The 20264-nt window shown below is 71.4% G+C and carries 19 protein-coding genes; 7 read left to right on the top strand and 12 right to left on the bottom strand.

Annotated features, from left to right (window positions below; all coding sequences use genetic code 11):
- The first annotated feature begins 58 nt into the window (after positions 1-58).
- Together FHX53_RS02130 and FHX53_RS02125 are read left to right on the top strand one after the other, a co-directional pair.
- On the top strand, positions 59-1054 hold the full coding sequence (locus FHX53_RS02130; RefSeq protein ID WP_182489697.1) for a carbohydrate kinase family protein: 996 nt from the start codon (positions 59-61) through the stop codon (positions 1052-1054).
- Between the two features lie 50 nt (positions 1055-1104).
- A complete protein-coding gene (locus FHX53_RS02125; RefSeq protein WP_343050746.1) occupies positions 1105-2070 on the top strand; it encodes a DUF429 domain-containing protein in 966 nt (321 codons plus the stop codon).
- Here FHX53_RS02125 and FHX53_RS02120 read toward each other — a convergent pair.
- From FHX53_RS02120 to FHX53_RS02110, 3 genes are all read right to left on the bottom strand, one after another.
- Positions 1983-2432: a hypothetical protein gene (locus FHX53_RS02120; RefSeq protein WP_182489696.1), complete on the bottom strand. Its 450-nt coding sequence runs from the start codon at positions 2430-2432 to the stop codon at positions 1983-1985. The genes FHX53_RS02125 and FHX53_RS02120 overlap by 88 nt on opposite strands.
- 56 nt (positions 2433-2488) lie before the next feature.
- Entirely contained in the window at positions 2489-2926 is a 438-nt protein-coding gene (locus tag FHX53_RS02115) for a hypothetical protein (RefSeq protein WP_182489695.1), read from the bottom strand.
- A 167-nt stretch (positions 2927-3093) separates the two neighbouring features.
- On the bottom strand, positions 3094-4026 hold the full coding sequence (locus tag FHX53_RS02110) for a DnaJ domain-containing protein (RefSeq protein ID WP_182489694.1): 933 nt from the start codon (positions 4024-4026) through the stop codon (positions 3094-3096).
- A gap of 447 nt (positions 4027-4473) precedes the next feature.
- On the opposite strand from FHX53_RS02110, the gene FHX53_RS02105 reads away from it, so the two are divergent.
- A complete protein-coding gene (locus tag FHX53_RS02105) occupies positions 4474-6744 on the top strand; it encodes a S9 family peptidase (protein WP_425488292.1) in 2271 nt (756 codons plus the stop codon).
- A 44-nt stretch (positions 6745-6788) separates the two neighbouring features.
- On the opposite strand, the gene FHX53_RS02100 is transcribed toward FHX53_RS02105, so the two are convergent.
- Together FHX53_RS02100 and FHX53_RS02095 are read right to left on the bottom strand one after the other, a co-directional pair.
- A complete protein-coding gene (locus FHX53_RS02100) occupies positions 6789-7715 on the bottom strand; it encodes an aldo/keto reductase (protein WP_182489693.1) in 927 nt (308 codons plus the stop codon).
- A gap of 50 nt (positions 7716-7765) precedes the next feature.
- A complete protein-coding gene (locus FHX53_RS02095) occupies positions 7766-8260 on the bottom strand; it encodes an 8-oxo-dGTP diphosphatase (protein ID WP_246335440.1) in 495 nt (164 codons plus the stop codon).
- A gap of 49 nt (positions 8261-8309) precedes the next feature.
- Here FHX53_RS02095 and FHX53_RS02090 point away from each other — a divergent pair, with 49 nt between their 5' ends.
- The 4 genes from FHX53_RS02090 (at position 8310) to FHX53_RS02075 (ending at position 12155) form a co-directional block, all read left to right on the top strand.
- On the top strand, positions 8310-9053 hold the full coding sequence (locus FHX53_RS02090; RefSeq protein WP_182489691.1) for a Pr6Pr family membrane protein: 744 nt from the start codon (positions 8310-8312) through the stop codon (positions 9051-9053).
- Between the two features lies 1 nt (position 9054).
- Positions 9055-9930, top strand: a complete 876-nt coding sequence (locus tag FHX53_RS02085; protein WP_182489690.1) for an aminotransferase class IV — start codon at positions 9055-9057, stop codon at positions 9928-9930.
- A 70-nt stretch (positions 9931-10000) separates the two neighbouring features.
- Complete coding sequence (locus FHX53_RS02080) at positions 10001-11326, top strand: maltokinase N-terminal cap-like domain-containing protein (RefSeq protein ID WP_182489689.1); 1326 nt, start codon at positions 10001-10003, stop codon at positions 11324-11326.
- Positions 11327-11504: 178 nt separating this feature from the next.
- Complete coding sequence (locus tag FHX53_RS02075) at positions 11505-12155, top strand: type IV toxin-antitoxin system AbiEi family antitoxin domain-containing protein (RefSeq protein WP_182489688.1); 651 nt, start codon at positions 11505-11507, stop codon at positions 12153-12155.
- Here the strand turns inward: FHX53_RS02075 and FHX53_RS02070 are convergent.
- The 7 genes from FHX53_RS02070 to FHX53_RS02040 form a co-directional block, all read right to left on the bottom strand.
- Positions 12152-14284, bottom strand: coding sequence for a DEAD/DEAH box helicase (locus tag FHX53_RS02070; protein ID WP_182489687.1), 2133 nt, complete (start codon positions 14282-14284; stop codon positions 12152-12154). The genes FHX53_RS02075 and FHX53_RS02070 overlap by 4 nt on opposite strands.
- Before the next feature lie 342 nt (positions 14285-14626).
- Positions 14627-15862: an IS256 family transposase gene (locus FHX53_RS02065; RefSeq protein WP_182489686.1), complete on the bottom strand. Its 1236-nt coding sequence runs from the start codon at positions 15860-15862 to the stop codon at positions 14627-14629.
- A gap of 117 nt (positions 15863-15979) precedes the next feature.
- Positions 15980-16402 carry a hypothetical protein gene (locus tag FHX53_RS02060; protein ID WP_182489685.1) on the bottom strand — a complete coding sequence of 141 codons (423 nt, stop codon included), beginning with the start codon at positions 16400-16402 and terminating at the stop codon, positions 15980-15982.
- Positions 16403-16521: 119 nt separating this feature from the next.
- Positions 16522-17430 (bottom strand): glycerophosphodiester phosphodiesterase, encoded by a 909-nt coding sequence (locus FHX53_RS02055; protein ID WP_182489684.1) that lies wholly within the window; start codon positions 17428-17430, stop codon positions 16522-16524.
- A gap of 176 nt (positions 17431-17606) precedes the next feature.
- Positions 17607-17981, bottom strand: a complete 375-nt coding sequence (locus FHX53_RS02050) for a hypothetical protein (RefSeq protein ID WP_182489683.1) — start codon at positions 17979-17981, stop codon at positions 17607-17609.
- A 121-nt stretch (positions 17982-18102) separates the two neighbouring features.
- A complete protein-coding gene (locus FHX53_RS02045; protein WP_182489682.1) occupies positions 18103-18702 on the bottom strand; it encodes a hypothetical protein in 600 nt (199 codons plus the stop codon).
- Between the two features lie 22 nt (positions 18703-18724).
- Positions 18725-20194 carry an SDR family oxidoreductase gene (locus FHX53_RS02040; protein ID WP_182489681.1) on the bottom strand — a complete coding sequence of 490 codons (1470 nt, stop codon included), beginning with the start codon at positions 20192-20194 and terminating at the stop codon, positions 18725-18727.
- Positions 20195-20264 lie beyond the last annotated feature (70 nt).

Genomic DNA, 20264 nt, shown 5'->3' with positions numbered 1-20264 from the left:
GATAACGTCGCACTAGAACGACCACTGGGGGTGGTCGGCACATCCAAGGGGAGGTGCAATGGTGGACACCCGACGTCTCACGACGCCACCGACGCGCACACGAGCACTCGTGATCGGCGAATCGCTGATCGACATCGTCCACGACGACCGAGACGGCGACCAGCCGCAGACGCGCGAGCATCCCGGCGGAAGCCCGATGAACGCCAGCATCGGCCTCGCCCGCCAGGGGATCGACGTTCAGTTCGTCACCGAGCTCGGGGCCGACCAGCGCGGCGACCTCCTCGAGGAGCGACTCGTCCGCGAAGGCGTGGACCTGCTGGTGCCCATGCGCGCCGGCACGACCTCCACCGCGATCGCCCACTTGCGCGCCGACGGCTCCGCCGAGTACTCCTTCGACCTCGACTGGAGCCTCGGCTGCGGCATGCCCGACCACCGCCCTGTCGACGTTCTCCACTTCGGCTCACTCGCCGCCGCCATGCACACGTGCTGCGACGACCTGGAGAACACCGTCCGCGACGCCCGCGCGACCGCGACGATCAGCTACGACCCCAACATCCGCCCCGCCCACGACACCGACCCCGTCACCGCCCGCATCCGCGTCGAGCGCCAGGCCGGCCTGAGCGACATCGTCAAGGCCAGCGACGAGGACGTCGCCTACCTCTACGGCGACGAGACGCACATCGCCATCGCCCAGCGCTGGATCCGACGCGGCGCCTGCCTCGCGATCATCACCCGCGCCGCCGACGGAGCCCTGCTCGTCACCGCCGAGCACATCATCGACCTGCCCGGCTACGACGGCGCCGTCGAAGACACGATCGGCGCCGGCGACGCGATGACCGCGGGCCTCATCGCCGGCCTCGGTATCGTCGGCCTCCTCGGAGCCGACCGCCGCGAACAGCTGCGTCGCATCGACGAGCGCACCCTGCGCGCCGTCGGCGAATGGGCCCAGCAGACCGCGGCCCTGACGATCGCGCGCCCCGGCGCCGAACCGCCCACCTCCGCCGAGACCCGCGACGCGATCCTCCGCCACGTCGCCCGCACCGTCGCCGCCTGACGACGACCAGCGCGCCGACCGCGTCCAGCACGTCCGCCTAGGCTCGCCGCGTGGCGCGCTACTTCGGCATCGACCTCGCCTGGGGTCTCCGCAGGCCCGACCCGCGCACCGGCCGCGTCCGCCCGCCCAACGAGACCGGCCTCTGCCTCCTCGACGACGATGGCGCCATCCTCGACGCCGGCTGGGCCCGCGGAGTCGACGCCGTCCACGACTTCATCGCCGCGCACGAGCAGCGGGGCGACGTCATCGCGATCGACGCGCCCCTGATCGTGCCCAACCCCACCGGCATGCGCGCCGCGGAGCGCGAGGTCTCCTCCCGCTACGGCCGATGGAAGGTCGCCGCGAACGCGTCGAACGCGGGCGCGGCGGCACGCGCCGGGGAGCTGCTCCTCGCCGCCCTCGAGCCCCGCGGCATCCGCTACACCGACGGCACATGGCCGCCGCCCGCCGGCACGACCGTCGCCTTCGAGTGCTACCCGTACACGACGCTCGTCGGCGTCGCCGAGCTCGGCTACGACATCGAGCGTCCGCGCTACAAGCGGCTCATCCCCGGAATCGACCGGGCGGATGCCCGCCGCCTCCGCGCAGACGCGTGCGATGACCTCATCGCGCGGCTCGCACGCCTCGCCTCGAGCTCGCCGCCACTCGACCTGCGCAGCCACCCCGCGACACGCGCACTCGTCGACGAGCCCTCGCCGCTCGTCGACCGCGCCTACAAGCATCGGGAGGACCTCCTCGATGCGGCGATCTGCGCCTGGACGGCCGCCCTCTGGCACGCGAACGGCCCCGAGCGCACGCAGGTGCTCGGGGCCGAGACGGGCGAGGTGGATGCCCGGGGCCGTCGGGCGACGATCGTCGCCCCCGCGCGCCCCGAGCAGCGCGGCCCGACCGCGGATTCGCGGCAGACCGGGGCGCCCTCGATCAGCGGTCAGTGCTTCTCATGCTGCTGCAGCGAGGCCGCGAGCTCGGCGAGGCGCTCCTCCGACACGGGGATGCGCGACTGCTCGAACCGCTGAGCGAGGAGCTCGTGAGCGGATCGGCCGTGGCCCTGCTCGAGATCCTGCCGCGTCTGGGCGAGGATGCCGTCGATCTTCTGCTCGTCGGTCGCGTCGAGCGCGCCATCCTCGATCGGTCCGCTCTGCTGCGGGGTGTCGGGGTCGGAGGGGTAGCGGACGGCCGCGTCGCGCTCGGCACCGCTCGCGGACTCGGTGAGGCGACCAGGGTGGTCGGCGGCGACGACGGGGCCGCCGTCCTGCACGGAGCGGTCGGCTTCGCCGTTCTCGACGAGCTCGCCGGAGCCGCTTCCGGGAGGGGGCGTGCCTTCGACATCGCGCGGGTCGAGGCGGGACGGGGAGTTCTCGTTCGGCTGCCAAGTCATGCGACGACCCTGGCCCCGCTACCGGGACGTTACCTGAACGCCTGCTCGGCGAACTCTCAGGCCGCGGGGGCCGGGCCGGCCGACGCGGCCGCCTCGGCCTCCTCCGCCGCTTCCCGCTCCTCGCGCTCTTCGCGGAGGCGCCGCGCTCGGTCGACGTCCCTGAGCGACTCGATGAGATCGTCGATCTCCCCGTCGCTGAGCGACATGCGGCTCGCCTTGAGCCGCTCACGCAGCAGAGCATCCGCCTCGAGGTGGTGCCCGCGACCGAGGTCGAACCGCATCTGATCCATGAGGCCGGCGAGCTTGTCGCGCTCGCGCGCGCCGAGGGCGCCGTCGAGAACCGGGATCTCCTGCGTCGTGGGCTCGCGCTTCGGCTTCGGCTGCAAGGCCCACGGCCCCTGCTTGAGCGACTTCGTGGCGAACTGCGGCTCGCGCGGAGCATCCGTCGCCCACAGCCGGCGCACCGGCCCGCTCGACTTCGACTTCCAGGTCATCGTCGTCCCTTTCGTCAGCGCGCAGCCCGCCGGCCACCCGATCATGCAGACGGCGGACTGCGCGTGCGGGCAATAGTGCGCCGCGAGACGGGGAGGACGCTGGAGCGAGACCGCGTGTTCTCTGTCAGTGGGTGGCGAATACGCCGTGCGCGTCGGCGACGCGTTCGTCAGACGAAGCGGATGCTCGCCTGCAGGCGCGTGCGGACTTCGAACAGGTCGGTGCCGCCGACGCCGACGCCCGGCAGCCCCGTGCGGAGCAGGTTGACGAGGCGCGAGCGCTCCACGAGCATCCCCTGGGCGCCGCGCACGCTGCCGAGTTCGGTGAGCGACGCGGGCGCCTGCGAGTCCTCCACGACGATGACGAGGCCCGAGAACTTGACTCTCGCCGACCGCGCGATCGTCTTCGCACGCATGCCGAGCTGGTGCAGGGGCTTCTCCGCCGCCGCGAGGCCCTCGCCGATGAGGTCGCCCCGCTTCACTTTGACGGGGCCGCCCCAGTCCTCGCTGAGCACCGCCCAGAGGCCGGTCGGGCCGAGCACGACGTGGTCGACCTTGTCGTCGGGGCCGGGGCCGGCGACGACGTCGTGCCAGATCGTGAAGCCGATGCCGAGCGTCGCGAGCGCCGTCGCGGTCTTCTCCTCGGCGACCGCCGCGGCGAGCGTGTGCCGGATCTCGCGCGGCGCGCTCCGCACGAGCTGCGGGTCGTACGGGTCGTCGAGCGCGGCCCCCCGCCCCACCCACTCGCGCATCATCGCAAGGTACCGCTCGCGGTACATGCCGCCGGGATGCCCGTGCGACTTCGCGTTCGGGCGCGAGTCGCCGCGACGCGCGCCTCCTGCTCCGCCGGCGCTCCCCGACGTCCAGGCCGCGGAGCCGCCCGCGCCGACGTCGGCGCCCGAGTCGTAGGCGTAGCGCGCCGACGGCGTGCCGACGCGCTGCCACGCCTGCTGCACGCGATCGAACTCGGCGCTCGACCCGCCCGTGTCGGGGTGCGCCTGACGGAGGCGGCGGCGGTAGGCCCGCTTGAGGTCGTCCTCGCTCGCGGTCGGGGCGACGCCGAGAACCTCGTACGGGTTCGCGGCGAGGGGTGACTCGGACATGGTGCTCTGAGCCTAGCGAGCGCGCCCTGCGAGAGGACCAGGTGGATCGGGTCGGACTGAGGAAGGGTGCGGCGGGTCTGGGGTCGGCGGGTCTGGGGTCGGCGGGTCTGGGGTCGGCGGGTCTGGGGTCGGCGGGTCTGGGGTCGGCGGGACGGACCTCGTGAGTCCTGCCCGTCCGCGGCGGCGCGACGGCATCGGCTCGGAGCAGGAAGAGATTTTCTGCTGGGCGAGTGTGCCTCTCGCGGCACGTGCCGTCGAGCGCGGCCGAGCGCAGCCGAGTTGCGGATTCGGGACGATCACCTGCCACGGGAGGCATGTGCTGCTGGAGGCACATTCAAAAAAGAGAGAGCCGCACCCCAGCGACAGCACACCGCGCACAGCGCCCCCGCGCCCGCGCCCGCGCGCCGAAGTCGACCCCCACCCAGCGGCGCCACCTACGCTGGCGAGGTGACTGAGTCGACCGCGCAGCCCGTCCCGAGCATCCCGACCCCCCCGATCGCCGAGCGAATCCCCCAGCACCGCGAGCACCACGGCGACGTCGTCGTCGACCACTACGAGTGGCTGCGCGACAAGGAGAGCCCGACGGTGCTCGACCACCTGCGCGCCGAGAACGCCTACAGCGAGGCCCGCATGGCGCACCTCGAACCGCTGCGCGAGCGCATCGTCGCTGAGATCAAGAATCGCGTCCGCGAGACCGACATGGGCATCCCCGTCCGCGAGGGCGACTGGTGGTACTACGGGCGCACGGTCGAAGGGCTGCAGTACGCGATCCAGTGCCGCGTGCCAGCCGCGCCGATCGACCCGTCGAACCCATTCGACCCGGCGGCGTGGACGCCCCCGCCCCCGCTCGACGACCCCTCGCAGCCGCGCGAAGGCGAGCAGGTCATCCTCGACGCCAACGCCGAGGCCGAAGGGCACGAGTTCTTCAGTCTCGGCTCGCTCGACATCACACTCGACGGCCGGTTCATGCTCTACGCGACCGACACCGAGGGCGACGAGCGATACACGCTGCGGATCCGCGACCTCGAGACCGGCGAGAACCTCCCCGACGAGATCGCCCACACGGCGGCGGGCGCGTTCTTCACCCCCGACGGCCGCTTCGTCTTCTACTGCACCGTCGACGACAGCTGGCGCCCGGACACCGTCTGGCGGCACGCCGTCGGCACCGTCGGCGGCGAGGCGAGCGGCGACGTGCCGGTCTTCCACGAGCCCGACGACGCCTACTGGGTCGGCGCGGGCCTCACCCGCTCGCAGCGCTTCCTGCTCATCGAGGCCTCGAGCTCGATCACGAGCGAGGTGCGCTACCTCGACGCCGCGACCCCGGAAGGGGAATTCGCGGTCATCCGCCCCCGCGTCGACGGCGTCGAGTACGACGTCGAGCACGCGATCATCGACGGCCGCGATCGCTGGCTCATCACCCACAACGACGGAGCTCCCGACTTCCAGGTCGACTCCGTCCCGATCGCGACGGGCCATGCGGTGACGGGCGATGCGGCGGCGGATGCTGGGCTCGACCCGATCGTGGCGCTCGTGCCGCACATCCCCGGCCGGCGGGTCGAAGGCGTCGACGCCTTCGCGGGCTTCCTCGTGCTCGACTCGCGTCGCGACGGCCTGCCGCGCACGGGCGTCGCGACCCTCGCGCCGGGCATCCGCGAGCAGGAGCTCGACTTCGTCGACCTGACGGTCGGCGACGGGCTCGTCTCGATCGGCGCGAGCGGCAACCCCGAGTGGGGTCAGCCGATGCTGCGCGTCGGGTACACGAGCTTCATCGAGCCCGCGACCGTCGCCAACCACGTAGTCGCGACCGGCGAGTGGATCATCCTCAAGCGCCAGCCCGTCCTCGGCGGGTACGACTCGGCCGACTACGGCGAGCGGCGCGACTGGGCGGTCGCGGCCGACGGCACGCGCATCCCCGTCTCTCTCGTGTGGAAGCGCGGGCTCGTGCCCTCCCTCGACGGCGATCGCGGCGAGAACGGCAGCAGTGCGGCCGAGACCACCGAGCCGAGCCCGCTGCTGCTCTACGGCTACGGCTCGTACGAGGCGAGCATGGATCCGGGCTTCTCGATCCCCCGCCTATCGCTGCTCGATCGCGGCGTCGTGTTCGCGATCGCGCACGTGCGCGGCGGCGGCGAGCTCGGCCGCGCCTGGTACGAGAACGGGAAGACGCTGTCGAAGACCACCACGTTCGCCGACTTCGTCGCGACCGCCCGGCACCTCGTCGACTCCGGCGTCACGGCGCCCGACCGCCTCGTCGCCGAGGGCGGCAGCGCGGGCGGGTTGCTCATGGGCGCCGTCGCGAACATCGCCCCGGAGCTCTTCGCGGGCATCCTCGCCGACGTGCCGTTCGTCGACCCGCTCACGTCGATCCTCAAGCCCGAGCTGCCGCTCACCGTCATCGAGTGGGACGAGTGGGGCGACCCCCTGCACGACCCGGCCGTGTACGCATACATGAAGCAGTACGCGCCGTACGAGAACGTGACCGAGCAGCCCTACCCGCGCATCCTCGCCGTCACCTCGCTCAACGACACGCGCGTGCTCTACGTCGAGCCCGCGAAGTGGGTCGCACGGCTGCGCGAGGTCGGCGCCGACGTGCTGCTGCGCTGCGAGATGGAGGCCGGCCACGGCGGGGTCTCGGGCCGGTACTCGGCCTGGAATCAGCGCGCGATCGAGCTCGCGTGGATGCTCGACGTCCTCGGGCGGGCCGACACGGCCCCGTAGGGCGCGGCCGGCCCGCGATCGCGGCTCCCGCGCTGCGCCGACCGCTACGCGGAGGGCGCGGTCGGCGAGCCGACCAGCGCGAGCTCCTCGGCCGACAGCTCGAGCGTGAATGACTCGATCAGGTGCGACAGCTGCTCGACCGTGCGCGCCGACGCGATCGGCGCCCCGATGGTGGGCTGCTGGCGGAGCCACGCGAGCGCGACGGCCGCGACCGAGACGCCGCGGGCATCCGCCACCCGGTCGAGGGCGTCGAGGAGGGCGAGGGTGCGCGGGTCGTCGAGCAGCTTCGTCGCGTTGCCGGCGCGGGCCGAGTCGACCTCGACGCCCGGGCGGTACTTGCCGGTGAGGAACCCGCCCTGCAGCGCTCCGTACGGCAGCTCGACGAGGCCGAGCTCGGCGATCGTGTCGCGCAGCGTCGTCTCATAGTCGCGTCGAACGAGGCTGTAGCCGTCCTGCGCGACGGTGAAAGCCGTCACGCCGAGGTCGGCGGCGATCGACACGGCGCTGCGGAGGCGCTCTGCGGTGAAGTTCGAGGCGCCGACCGCTCGGATCTTGCCCGCGGCCACGAGCTCGCCGAATGCGGCGACGTACTCCTCCTGGGAAACGGCGTCGTCGTCGCGGTGCGCGTAGTAGAGGTCGAGGTGATCGGTCTGCAGGCGGCGCAGCGAGTCGTCGACGGCCGCGCGCAGGTTCACGGCCGAGAGGCCGGGGCGGGCATCGAGCGCGAAGACCTTGGTGTGTATCTCGACGTCGTCGCGGCGCCCGCGGCGGGCGAGCCACTCGCCGAGCACGGTCTCCGACTCGCCGCCGGAGTTCCCCGGCACCCACGACGAGTAGACGTCGGCGGTGTCGATCGCGCGACCGCCGGCGGCGACGAACGCGTCGAGCACCGCGAAGCTCTCGTCGCGCGAGCTGGTCCAGCCGAAGGTGTTGCCGCCGAGGACGAGCGGCCCGAAGTCGTGTGCAGTCATGCGCTCGACGCTACCCAGCGCACCTGGCGACGCCGCTCAGGCTCGAGCGCTCACGAGCGGCGAGCGGCCGTCCAGTCCTCCGCCACGAGCGCGTCACCCTCGGCGAAGGTCAGGGTCGCGGCGACGTACTCCCCCGCGATCGCGCGCGCGACCCACCGGCCCGCGTCGGCCCACATCCGATCGAAGGGGATGCCCGCGAGCGGGTACCACGCGGGCTCGAGCTCGGCGCTCGCGGCGGCCTCCCCCGTGACGACGCTCGCGGTGAACACGCGATGGAACTGCGAGAGGTGCGGCCGGTCGAGGAACGGGTACGCGATCTCGGCGATCGGCACGAGGTCGCCGGCCGCAACGTCGAGACCGACCTCCTCGCGCACCTCGCGGACGGCGGCATCCACCGCGGTCTCGCCCGGTTCGAGCTTGCCTCCGGGCGCGACGAGCCGACCGAGCCCGAGCCCCGTGCGCTTGCGACCGAGGAGCACCTCGGTGCGCGGCCCGTCCGGGGTCGACCGCTCGCGCGTCAGGTAGACGGCGGCGACCTCGAACATCGGCACGGCGCCAGCCTAGGCGGGCGGTGCGGGTTGATAGCGTGTCGGCGTGACGACGACGTCTTCCTCCGCGCCCTCCGCCCAGCCGCCCGCCGACGGGACGGCCTCCCGCGAACCGCAGCTCGGAATCGCCGAGCCCACACCGAGCGTGGTGATCCTGCGTCTGCGGCGCACGGCGGGCATCCTGAGCCTCGTCGCGGGGGTGAGCGTGCTCGCGAGCATCGTCTGGCAGGTGAGCGACCAGGTCGCCGTCGGCCGCTTCGAGCCGACCGAGTACTTCGCGTACTTCACGATCCAGACGGCGCTCATCGACATCGTCGTCCTCATCGTCGGCGGCATCCTCGCCTTCCGCACGCCGATCGACCCGCCCCTGTACGGGGCGATCCGCGCGAGCGTCTTCGCCTACGCGGTCGTGACGGGGGTCGTCTACAACCTGCTGCTGCGCGGCATCCCGAACGACGACGGCTACGTCGCACCGCCGTGGCCGAACGAGAACCTGCACGTGTGGATCCCGATCTACATCGCCCTCGACTGGCTGCTCAACCCCACGAGGCCGCGCCTGCGCTGGAGCACGATGGGGCTCGCGGTGAGCTTCCCGCTCATCTGGGTCGGTGTGACGATGGTGCACGGCGCCCTCACCGGCTGGTACCCGTACCCGTTCCTCGAGCCGTTCGGCCCGGCGGGCGTGCCGGGCGTCGTCCTGTACGTCGTCGGCATCGCCGTGCTCATCATCGCCCTCGCGGCGCTCGCCGTCGCGATCACGCGCCTCCACCACCGCGTGGCGAGGCGCTGACATGTCGGCGCCCGAGCATCTTCTCCTCGTCGAGCACGATGTCGAGGGGCACGCGACCGGCTGGGTCGACGCCGACCCGCAGAGTTCGCAGCTGCGCGTGACCGACGTCGCGGCGACTCGTGGCGACGGCGTCTTCGAGACGATCAGCATCGGGAGCGGTCACCCGCAGGCCCTGGACGCGCACCTGGAGCGCTTCGCACGGTCGGCGCGCATGCTCGACCTGCCCGAGCCCGACCCGTCACTGTGGGCGGATGCGGTGCGCGCCCTCGCTGAGCTCCTCGCCGATCATGAGGAGGCCTGGGTCAAGACCGTGCTCACCCGCGGCGTCGAGGGGCAATCGATGCCGACCGGCTGGGCGTACGGGACGGTCTCCGGCGATTTCCGACGCGAGCGGACGGAGGGGATCGACGTCGTGCTGCTCGATCGGGGGCTGCGCAGCGACGCGGCCGCGACATCCCCCTGGCTGCTCGCCGGCGCGAAGTCGCTGTCGTACGCGGTCAATCGCGCGGCGGTCCGCGAGGCTGCACGGCGCGGCGCGGACGACGCGCTCTTCGTCTCCAGCGACGGGCTGCTGCTGGAGGGGCCGACGTCGACACTCGTCCTTCGTCGCGGCGCCGAACTGCTCACACCGCCGACGGACCTCGGCATCCTCCCCGGCACGACGCAGGTGGATCTCTTCGCCGCGGCGCCCGACTGGGGGCTGCAGGGTCGCGTCGCGACCCTGCGCCCTGCCGATCTGGAGGAGGCGGATGCGGCGTGGCTCGTGTCGAGCGTGCGGCACGCTGCACCCGTCCGATCGGTCGATGGAGCGGAGCGATCGATCGACTCGGAACTGAGCGCCGCGATGAACGGTTTCCTGCGCCGGCGGCTCCGCTGATCAGGCTGGGCCTGGGAGTCCTCGGGACGTTCCTCGGCAGCCCGGAACGCACGCGCGTAGGGTGGCAGACATGAGCAGCAGTCTGGAGTGCCTGACCGACTGGATGAGCCGGCAGCGCTGGTACGCCGGCAAGGGCCGCGTTCCGAACCTTCTCGAGGTGACGCGCGAGGAGTGGCCGACGGAGGAACCCGACGCCCGCGTCGTGGTGCTGATCCTGCGTGATCTCGCGAACAACCCGCCCTCGCTCTACCACGTGCCTCTCGTCGCCCGCCGCACCATCCCGAAGGGTGCGGGGCCGCACCTGATCGGCCGCAACTCCGACGACGACTACCTTTTCGACGGCGCGCACGACCCCGCATACACCTCGGCGCTGCTGAAGCGCATGCACATCCATCGCAGCGACCGGCGCGCGCGGGTGCACGGGGGCGAGCAGTCGAACACGTCGGTCATCTTCGACGAAGGCGGCGAGGCGCCGCTCGTGGCGAAGGTCTTCCGGCTCGTGCACACGGGCGAGAACCCGGATGTGACGCTGCCCTCGGCGCTCACCTCGCGAGGGTACCGGCAGGTGCCGCGCATGCTGGGCTCAGTCACGGGCTACTGGAACGACCCCTACCACGGCGACCGCACGGCGATGGGTCATCTGGCGTTCGCGCAGGAGTTCGTGACGGATGCGACCGACGGGTGGGAGCTCGCGCTCGCGTCCGCGGCGGCCAACGAGGACTTCAGCGCCGAGGCCGAGCGTCTGGGCCGAACGACCGCCGAGGTGCACACGGGTCTCGCGCAGGCCATGCCGACGCGCGACGCGACGCTCGGCGACATCGTGGGGTTCGTCGCGAACTGGCACCACCGCCTGTCGGTCGCGACCTCCGACGTGCCGGCGCTGCGCGCGCTGCGCCCGGCGATCGAGGCGGTGTACGACGCGGCGCAGGATGCTCCGTGGCCGCAGCTGCAACGCATCCACGGCGATTTCCATCTCGGGCAAGTGCTGCGCCGATCGACGGGCGAGTGGGTGCTCGTCGACTTCGAGGGCGAGCCGCTGCGCCCGCTCGATGAGCGCAACCGCGTCGACTCGCCGCTGCGCGACGTCGCCGGGATGCTGCGGTCGTTCGACTACGTCGTCGGCGCGCGTCGCAACACGGCGGCGGATGCCGCGGCTCGCGACGCGGTCGACCCCGAGTGGGCGCACCGCTGCCGCCGCGCCTTCCTCGACGGGTACATCGCCCAGTCCGGCACGGATCTCCGAGCCCACCGCGCCCTCCTCGACGCCTTCGAGCTCGACAAGGCCGTCTACGAGGCGATGTACGAGGCACGCAACCGCCCGACGTGGCTGCCGATCCCCCTCGCGGCGGTCGAGCACCTGGTCAGCTCGGACCGCGCGAGCGCCCGCCCCGCCTGAGCGCGCCTGCGCCCACCTGCGCGGCCGCACCTCGCCGTCGACTTCGGCACCCTCACGATGTGGAGGAGTGACGTAATCCGTTTTCGTCACTCCTCCACATCGTGAGTGAAGCCCACGGGATTGCTGTTTTCGCAGGCGCTCGCGTCAACGCGCCGGCGGCTGGGCCATTGTGCCGGTCATGGATCCCACCCACTGGGTCGCGCCCCCGGGCGTTCGCAGCGTGATGGCCGACTGGTTCGCCGCCGTATCTGTCATCGAGGAGGATTGCCTACTCGACTTCTCGCCATTCGAGGGGATGGCGGCTCCCCGCGACGCGCGACTCCCCCACGAGCGGGTGCTCGACGACCACGGTGGGATCGTCGCGACGGCGGAGCTGCTGAGTGCCGGCGTGGATGAGATGAGCATCCGGTTCCTCCTCCGCAGGAAGCGACTAGTGAGGCTGCGCAAGGGCTGGTACGGCCGGCCCGACCTCCCGCGGGACGGCGCCCGGGCGTGGCGGATCGGTGGTCCGCTCGGTTGCGTGAGCGCCCTCGTGCATCACGACATCGTCGACCGCGCGGCTCTTCGGGTCGACGACGGCCTGCATGTCGTCGTGCGCCAGAACACCTCGCGTCGACCGAGCGAGCTCACGATCGCGACGTGGCCCTTCGAGGACGAAACGTCCCCACCGCCCGTGCTCCACTGGAGCTCGCGCGACATCCGCAGCGGCACGCGGATCGCGGTGAGCGTCGAGGTCGCGCTCGAGCAGGCCCGGCACTGCCGCCCACTTCTCGCTGCGCGAGCGGGATCGCGTCGCGAGCACCAGCAGCGAACGGCGACGACGCCCTAGCGGCCGAGCGCCTCCGTCAGCATCGCCACGAGCGCCTGCAGCTGCACCGTGCCCTCCTGCGAGAGCACCTCGTCCGATCCGTCGAGAGCGCGCGCCGCGAGGCCCGCCTTCGAGTCGATGAGGTCGGCGATGCGCGCGTCGATCGTCTGCGCCGCGAGGATGCGCCACGCGGTGACCGGAAGCTCCTGACCGATGCGGTGCACGCGATCGATCGCCTGCGTCTGCTCCGCCGACGTCCACGACAGCTCAGCCAGGACGACGTTGGACGCCGCCTGCAGATTCAGGCCCACGCCGGCAGCAGACAACGAGCACACGATGACCGCGACATCCTCATCGTTCGTGAACGCGTCGATCGCCTCCTGGCGCGTCTTCGTCGACTGGTCCCCGCGCACGCTCACCGACTTCAGGCCCGCTGCGGCGAAGTGCGCTTCCGCAGCATCCATGACGTCGATGTGCTTGGCGAAGAAGACGACCTTGCCGACGTTGCGCGCCAGCTGCGTCGTGTAGTCCGCCGCGAGCACGGCCTTCGCCGTGCCGATGCGGCGCACGAGCGTGAACACGTTGTCGCCGTTCGTCGAGCCCTTCGACTCCTCGAGCTCCGACTGCGCGACGAGGCGCACGAGCTCGGCGTCCACTCCGACCGGCGGCACCTCGCGCGCCGCCGCCACGCGGCGGTAGCGCTCCACGAGACGCGAGATGAGGGCGCGCTCCGAGTCGCGGATCGAGCGACCGTACTCGTCGTCGAGCTCGACCGGGATGTCGGCGATGCGACGGGCGGGAATGTCGGCAGCGACATCCACCTTCTTGCGCCTAACGATGCCCATGTCGATCACGCAGCGACGCGCCTCGGCGAAGAAGCCGGGGTCGACGGGCGTGAGACCCGTCTCCTCGAGCTTCACCATGAGCTCGCCCAGCGGCTTCTTGTCGTCGATCCAGCCGAGGAACTTCCAGATCATCCGGAAGTCCTCGATCTGGTTGATGAGCGGCGTACCCGTGAGCGCCATCATGAGCGCCTTCGGCGTCACCGCACGAATGCTCGTGGCGAGCGCCTGCACATGGCGCGAACGCTGCGAGGTGGCGTTCTTGATGAAGTGCGCCTCGTCGACGACCACGCCCTTGAAACCGAAGCGGCCGAGCCAGCCGACGTGGCGGTCGAGGATCTCGTAGTTGACGATGATCACGTCGGCGAAGGCGTCGAGGTCGTCGCCATCCCCGTGCACGACCGTCGACGAGCGCTGCGGGATCCACCGCTGCACCTCGCGCGCCCAGTTCGTCTTCACGACATTGGGCACCACGACCAGCAGCGGGAACGCCTGCGCGACGTTCGCCGCCATGAGCGCTTGCGCCGTCTTGCCGAGGCCCGGCTCGTCGGCGAGCAGGAACGAGCGATGCCCCGCGCGCACCGCCTCGATGAGTCGCGCCTGGTGGCGCATGAGCTCCATGCCGCCGGGGGTCACGAGCGAGCCCGCCTCCGGAAGATCCATCGACGCCGCCTGGCCACCTGCCCCGTACTCGAACGAGCGGAAGAGCGGTTCGATGAGCTCCCAGTTCGACAGGCGTGCCGTCTGCGGCTTCGGCAGCGAAGCGAGGGCCGAGAAGTCGGGCGCGAGGAACGGGTTCGCGAGCTGCGCGCGCTTCACCGACGTCGGCATCACCTGCTTCGCGACCTCCGGTTTCACGGGCGCGGGCTCGGTGACGATGATGAGGTCGTCCGGCTCGAGCTCGGCGCCCGACGCCAGCAGCATGTCGCGGCGCATGAGCTTCGCCGCATCCGACACCTTCGCATCGGGGGCGAGCAGCTGGATGAGCGTCGTGTCGCGCGCAGCGGTCTTCGCCATGATGCCGGCGAGGCCGTCGAGGCGCTTGAGCACTTCGGCGCGCTCGCCCTCGGGAACCTCGCGGTCCTCCTTCACGCGCGCGCGCTCCTCGCGCACGAGCAGCGCGGCGACCTGGAACTTGGTGCGGTTCGACGGGCTCACCTTGCCGCCTCGCTCGGCGGCGTTCTCCACCTCGCGCACCGCGCGGGCGAGGATCGGGATGATCCCCTGCTCGTCGAGCGGGCGACGACGACGGGTCGGCGAACCGCCCTTGCGCTGGGACGACTTGACACGCTGGCCGGACTGGGCCATGCCCCTCCTCGGGAACGCGCGGCCGATGACCGCGGGAATGCTGTGGTGCGTGGGCGGGGCATCCGGACCTCGAAGGAGCATCCGTCTGCGGAACCGCCATCGGCACCCGTGATGAACCGGTGTGCAGTGACCCCGCCGGTGTGCTCGGAGTCGGTGCCTCCGCGCCCTGACCCGGTCGAGAACGACGCGGTGGGCTCGGGAAGCTGACAGCAGTCTACGCCTCCTTCGGTCCCGTTGGTGGCGCGACCCGAGAAATCCGCAGTGGAAGATCGGGATTCGGCCGAGGGTGACGTCCCGCTGAGTGGTGGAGTTTCTCGATACCGTGCGGTCAGCTGGGTTTGATTATGCCGCAGCGATTTCGGGGATGACCACCTCCTCGACTTGGGTGGGTTTATGGGCTTCGAGTTGCCGCATGGAGTGCTCGGAGAAGTAGCGGCGGTCGCCGGCTTCCCACTCGTCGTGCTGCTCGACCAGCACGGCGCCGGCCAGCCGCAGGAGCGCGGCCGGGTTGGGGAACACGCCGACGACGTCGGTGCGGCGCTTGATCTCCTTGTTCACCCGCTCGAGCGGGTTGGTGGACCAGATCTGCCGCCAGTGCTTCTGCGGGAACCCGGTGAAGGCAAGCAGGTCGTCTCGGGCGTCGGAGAGCATGCCGGCGACCTTCGGGTGGGAACGCTCGAGCATGCGCACGACCTCGTCGAACTGGGCCTGAACATGCTCCTTGTCGGGTTGGGCGAAGATCGTGCGGATGATCGAGGCGACCATTTCACTGCTGGCTTTGGGGACGATGGACAGCACGTTGCGCATGAAATGCACCCGGCAGCGTTGCCAGGCAGCACCCTGCAGGACGGTGCTGATCGCCTTCTTCAGCCCAGTGTGGGCGTCGGAGATCACCAGCTTCACCCCGCCGAGTCCGCGGGCCTTGAGTGAGCGGAGGAAGCTGGTCCAGAACGCTTCGTTCTCGGTGTCGCCGACGTCGAAGCCGAGGACTTCGCGACGTCCGTCAGCGGCAACACCGACGGCCACGACGATCGCCTGCGACACGACCCGGTGGTTCACCCGGGCTTTGCAGTAGGTCGCGTCGAGGAACACATACGGGTAGGGCATCGCCGCGAGATCGCGGTCGCGGAACGCTGCGACCTCAGCGTCCAGGTCGGTGCAGATCCTGGACACCTCGGACTTCGAGATCCCGGTGTCAGCGCCCAGCGCCTTGACCAGATCATCGACCTTGCGGGTGGAGACGCCGTGCAGGTAGGCCTCCATCACCACCGCGAACAGTGCCTGATCGACCCGGCGGCGCCGCTCCAGCAGCGACGGGAAGAACGATCCCTGCCGCAGCTCCGGGATCCGCAACTCCAGATCCCCGGCGGTCGTGGAGAGCGTCCTCGGCCGGGAGCCGTTCCTCTGCGTGGTTCGGGCCGCGGATCGCTCGAACGGGTTCGCGCCGATCACCGCGGTCGCTTCCGCGTCGATCAGTTCCTGGTAGAGCGTCTCGGTCGCGATGCGGATCCGGTCGGTGACATCGGTGAGTTTCAGTTCCCCGAGCAGCTCCAGGAGGGCAGACTGGTCAAGAGCCATCGTGCGTGTGTGTCCTTCCGTGAGATTCCTAGACAGTTCTCACTGACCATCGCACGATGGCTCACCACGTCGTTGACGTGACACTCGAGCCGGGAAACTACACCAACCCAGGGGACGTCACCCGGCCGAGATGGCCGCGCTCAGACCCCTCCGCCGCCTCCGCCTCCCCCGCCCCCGCCGGATGACCCGCGGCAGGAGGCGCTCGGTGACGCGCAGCGCCTCGTCGCGATCCTCCACCTCCGCCTGGTCGCGCAGTGCGCCCTGCGGCAACTGCAGCACGCGCATCCGCTCTGCCTCGGCGAGCTCGATGTACTGCTCGAGACCGCGGATGTGGTCCGGCAGCTCGGAGCCCTCCACCGTGAGCGGCGACCTCCACACGCAGATGCCGATGCGGATGAGCAGAGCGATCGCGACCGGGATGAGGATGCCGGGAAGGGCTCCGCCTCGCCCCTCCTCGCTCACGATGATCCCCGTGACGAACACCGTGACCACCGCGAGCAGCGTGAGGGCGGGCAGGCCGACCGAATGCCGAGCGGGCACCGCCGTGCGCCAGCCGCGACGGTGCGCGTCGCTCGGAGCATCACCGCGCGCATCGCGGCCACGAGCGCGACGAGCAGAGCGGCGAGCTGGACCCACGCGGTTCGAGCGCCGTCGGGGCCTCACGTACCCGGTGCGGTGGCGGCGAGCCAGTCGTCGAGCGCGCTCGGCTCGTCGGTGACGACGCCATCGACACCGTAGGCGAGCGCCTCGCTCCAGCTCTCCTCGGAGTTCAGCGTGTACAGCATGATGCCGAGGCCCGCCTCGTGCATCGCGCCGACGACCTCCGGACGAGCGCGCACCTCCGCGAGCCGCGTCATGACGGCCGCGGCCCCGTAGTACTGGGCGAGCCGCACCGGATCAGCCGGGAGCGTCCGCCTCAGGACGACCCGCGGCAGATTCGGTGCCGCCCGTGCGAGGTTGTGGAGGGTGCCGATCTCGAAGCTCGCGAACACGATCCTGTCCTGCACGCCCGCGACGTAGATCGCGCTCACGATGGACTCGAGCTCGTCCTCGCTCCAGATGTCCTTGAGCTCGACGAGTGCTTTCTTTCGCGAGATCGTGAAGACGTCGATGAAGTCGTCGAAGTGCGGGATGCGCGTGCCGGCCCACTCCGGCGCGTACCAGGTGCCCGCGTCGAGCTCCCGCAGCTCCGCCCAGAGGCGTTCCTCGACGAGCCCCGTGCCGGTCGTCGTGCGCTCGAGGGTCTCGTCGTGGATCAGCACGGGCTCGCCGTCGAGTGTCGTGCGCACGTCGATCTCGACGAACTCCATGCTCGAGTCCAGCGCGGCCTGGATGGCCGGGATGGTGTTCTCCGGCGCGGTGGCGCGGTCGCCTCGGTGGCCGGCGATGAACGCGGGCTGACCCGGCTCGCGCAAGGTGCCCCACATGTTCGCGGCGTGGACGGTGGCCGCGTCGTGGTCGACGACCATGACGAGCACGAGCGCGATGCAGGCGGCGGCCGAGACGGACATCCGTCGCACCGAGTACGGACGCGGGGCGCCGCTCTCGTGCCTTCGCGCTGTCGCCATCGACGTCGCTCCGTGGGTCGGGGAGCCTGCCTCGGTGCAGGGTTCCGCCACCCTATCCCATCGCGTTACCGTTTCGTGACCTGAATCGGGGCCGTCTCATCCGCCCGGACATGACGGGGCCCGCCGCACCCTGTGGGAGGTGCAGCGGGCCGCGTCGGTTCGGTGCCGGATGCTCGCTAGATGCGATCGCGTCGGTCGCGGTCGCGCGTCGCGGCGTACGCGATCGCGGCGACGAGGGCGATGCCCAGCACCACGAGCAGCACGGTCGCCCACAGCGGGAAGCCGTCGTCGTCGGTCACGACGATGTCGTTGTCCTGCTCGACGGGCTCGTCGGGGGCCTCTTCTGCGGGTGGCTCCTCCTCGGTCGGCTCCTCGGTCGGCTCTGCGGTGGCCGACAGCGGAGCGACCCCGGCGGGCGAGCCGCTCGCGGCGGCTGCCGCGGCCCCGCTCGCGACGATACTCGCGAAGGCGAGGAGCAGCCCGAGCAGGCCGGCGAGGATCAGGGCGCGAACGCCGGTGGACAGTTCTCGGTGTGAAACGGTGCGCATCATGTCGTCCTCCTTGGACGCCGTCGTCTCCGGATCGAGAGCCGCTCCGGTAGGGCGGCCTGCGAGTGATGCTCGCGCACGGACGCCCCGTCGGGAACACGGTTGACAGCGCTGAACGGCGCCGCTAGTGCCGTGCGCGACTGCCCCGACGGCGAAGCACGAGCGCCCCGGCGACCGCGACGAGGGCGGCGAGCACCGCGAGCGCGACGAGAGCGCCTGCCGTCGACCCGGACACAACGGAGGCCGGGTCGGACGGCGAGGGAGCGGGGTCGGGTGTCGCGGAGGCGCTCGGCTCGACGGTCGCCGACAGGCTCGGGGTCGCGCTCGGCGAGGGGAGCGGCGTCGGTGCGCGTGAGGGCTCCCGGTCGATCACGCTGGGCTGGGGGTCGGGCGACGTCGCGGCCTCGGGTGCCGGGGCGGGCTGCGCGGCGACGGATTCTGGCGGCTGCACCCCCCAGGTCGAGCCGTTCGCCCCCGACGCGGCCATCGAGGCAGCCCACTCGAGAGCGACGGCGTCGAGCGCGGCCACTCGCTCGAACGAGGATCGGCCCTCGCCGTTGCGCGCCTGATCCAGAAGCGAGAAGAGCCCCTCGCTCTCGTCGGCGCGAGCGGGCTGCGGCGCCGAGATCACCGAGCCGAGCAGGCCCAGCAGCAGGGCGAGTGCGACGAGCGCGACGAGGCGCGTGCGCGCCGCATCCGCCCTCGAGACCGTCGCATGCCGCACAGCGAGCCCCCTCGCGATCGCCTCAGCGTCGAACCGGGCGGCCCGAGACGGCGGTCTTCGCCATCGAGGATGCCATGCCGGCGAAGATCACGTCGTGGAACGGCGCGATCGCGAACCAGTACAGGCGCCCACCGAGGCCCGAGGGGAAGAAGATCGCCCGCTGACGCAGCGTCGAACCTCCGCCCGGACGCGGGAGGACGGTGAACTCGAGCCAGGCCCTCCCCGGCACCTTCATCTCGGCGCGCAACCGGAGGAATCGGCCGCGGTCGATCTGCTCCACGCGCCAGAAGTCGAGCGCATCGCCCGGGGCGAGACGATCGGGGTCGCGGCGCCCACGACGCAGCCCCACTCCTCCAACGAGCTTGTCGAGCCAGCCGCGCGCGGCCCACGCGACGGGCAGCGAGTACCAGCCGTTGTCGCCGCCGATGCCCTCGACGACAGCCCAGAGAGCCTCCGGCGGTGCGAGCGTGTCGAGCTCGCGCAGGTCGGTGTAGACGGTGTGGCCGCTCCAGTCGGGGTCGCTCGGCAGCAGATCGCTCGGGGCGCCCTGCACCGCCGAGTTGCGCCAGCTCGTCTCGACCTCACCCTCGCGCATCTTCGCGAGCGCGTAGCGCACGGCGAGGCGGTACCCCGTGAGCCCGCCGGGCGGCGGCGGGATGACGCCGTCAATGTCGTGCTCGCGCATGACCGCGTCGTACTGCAGGCTCGAGATGATCGGCACGGCGAGCGATCGCGGGATGGGCGTGACGAGGTTGACCCACTGACTCGCGAGGTACGGCGTAAGCACGGGCAGGCTCGCGATCGGCCGCTGCTTGAGGCCCGCCTCGACCGCGTAGCCGTTCATCATCTGGCCGTAGCGCAGCACGTCGGGCCCGCCGATGTCGAAGGCGCGGTTCACGCTCGCCGGCAGCGTCGCCGACTCGATCAGGTAGTGCAGCACGTCGCGCACGGCGATCGGCTGGATGAAGTTGCGCACCCACTTCGGCGCCGGCATGTACGGCAGCACCTCGGTGAGGTGGCGGATCATCTCGAAGCTCGCCGACCCCGACCCGATGACGACGCCGGCCTGCAGTGCGATCGTCGGCACGCCGCTCGCGAGCAGGATGTCGCCGACCTCCTTGCGGCTGCGCAGGTGCCGTGAGAGCGGGCCGTCGGGGTGCAGGCCGCCCAGATAGACGATGCGCCCGACGCCCGCGGCCCTCGCCTCGGTCGCGACGGTTCGGGCGATGCGCTTCTCGGTCTCCTCGAAGTCGCCCGAGCTCGCCATCGAGTGCACGAGGTAGTAGAGGACGTCGACGCCCTGAGCGGCCGCGCGCACGTCTGCAGCGTGCTGCAGGTCGCCCGAGGCGACCTCGACCTCGTCGCCCCACGGCACCTCGCGCAGCCGCTCGGGGTCGCGGACGAAGACGCGAACGTCGTGGCCGGCCTCCAGCAGTCGGGGCACGAGCCGCCCGCCGATGTAGCCGGTCGCTCCGGTGACGAGTACGCGCATGCCGCAACGCTAGGCGGCGAGGCTGAGTGCTTCGGGCCCGTACGAGCCCTCAGCGGACAACGCTCATCGC

This window comes from Microcella alkalica, from assembly GCF_014137945.1.
Classification (GTDB): Bacteria; Actinomycetota; Actinomycetes; order Actinomycetales; family Microbacteriaceae; genus Microcella; species Microcella alkalica.
This window is presented reverse-complemented; position numbering and strand designations above follow the sequence as displayed.

Coding starts and splice junctions, on each gene's coding strand:
- FHX53_RS02050 (WP_182489683.1), bottom strand. CDS start 17,981: ATGATGCGCACCGTTTCACACCGAGAACTGTCCACCGGCGTTCGCGCC.
- FHX53_RS02085 (WP_182489690.1), top strand. CDS start 9,055: ATGTCGGCGCCCGAGCATCTTCTCCTCGTCGAGCACGATGTCGAGGGG.
- FHX53_RS02100 (WP_182489693.1), bottom strand. CDS start 7,715: ATGACTGCACACGACTTCGGGCCGCTCGTCCTCGGCGGCAACACCTTC.
- FHX53_RS02095 (WP_246335440.1), bottom strand. CDS start 8,260: ATGTTCGAGGTCGCCGCCGTCTACCTGACGCGCGAGCGGTCGACCCCG.
- FHX53_RS02040 (WP_182489681.1), bottom strand. CDS start 20,194: ATGCGCGTACTCGTCACCGGAGCGACCGGCTACATCGGCGGGCGGCTC.
- FHX53_RS02065 (WP_182489686.1), bottom strand. CDS start 15,862: ATGGCTCTTGACCAGTCTGCCCTCCTGGAGCTGCTCGGGGAACTGAAA.
- FHX53_RS02080 (WP_182489689.1), top strand. CDS start 10,001: ATGAGCAGCAGTCTGGAGTGCCTGACCGACTGGATGAGCCGGCAGCGC.
- FHX53_RS02115 (WP_182489695.1), bottom strand. CDS start 2,926: ATGACCTGGAAGTCGAAGTCGAGCGGGCCGGTGCGCCGGCTGTGGGCG.
- FHX53_RS02070 (WP_182489687.1), bottom strand. CDS start 14,284: ATGGCCCAGTCCGGCCAGCGTGTCAAGTCGTCCCAGCGCAAGGGCGGT.
- FHX53_RS02075 (WP_182489688.1), top strand. CDS start 11,505: ATGGATCCCACCCACTGGGTCGCGCCCCCGGGCGTTCGCAGCGTGATG.
- FHX53_RS02055 (WP_182489684.1), bottom strand. CDS start 17,430: ATGGCGACAGCGCGAAGGCACGAGAGCGGCGCCCCGCGTCCGTACTCG.
- FHX53_RS02110 (WP_182489694.1), bottom strand. CDS start 4,026: ATGTCCGAGTCACCCCTCGCCGCGAACCCGTACGAGGTTCTCGGCGTC.
- FHX53_RS02120 (WP_182489696.1), bottom strand. CDS start 2,432: ATGACTTGGCAGCCGAACGAGAACTCCCCGTCCCGCCTCGACCCGCGC.
- FHX53_RS02130 (WP_182489697.1), top strand. CDS start 59: ATGGTGGACACCCGACGTCTCACGACGCCACCGACGCGCACACGAGCA.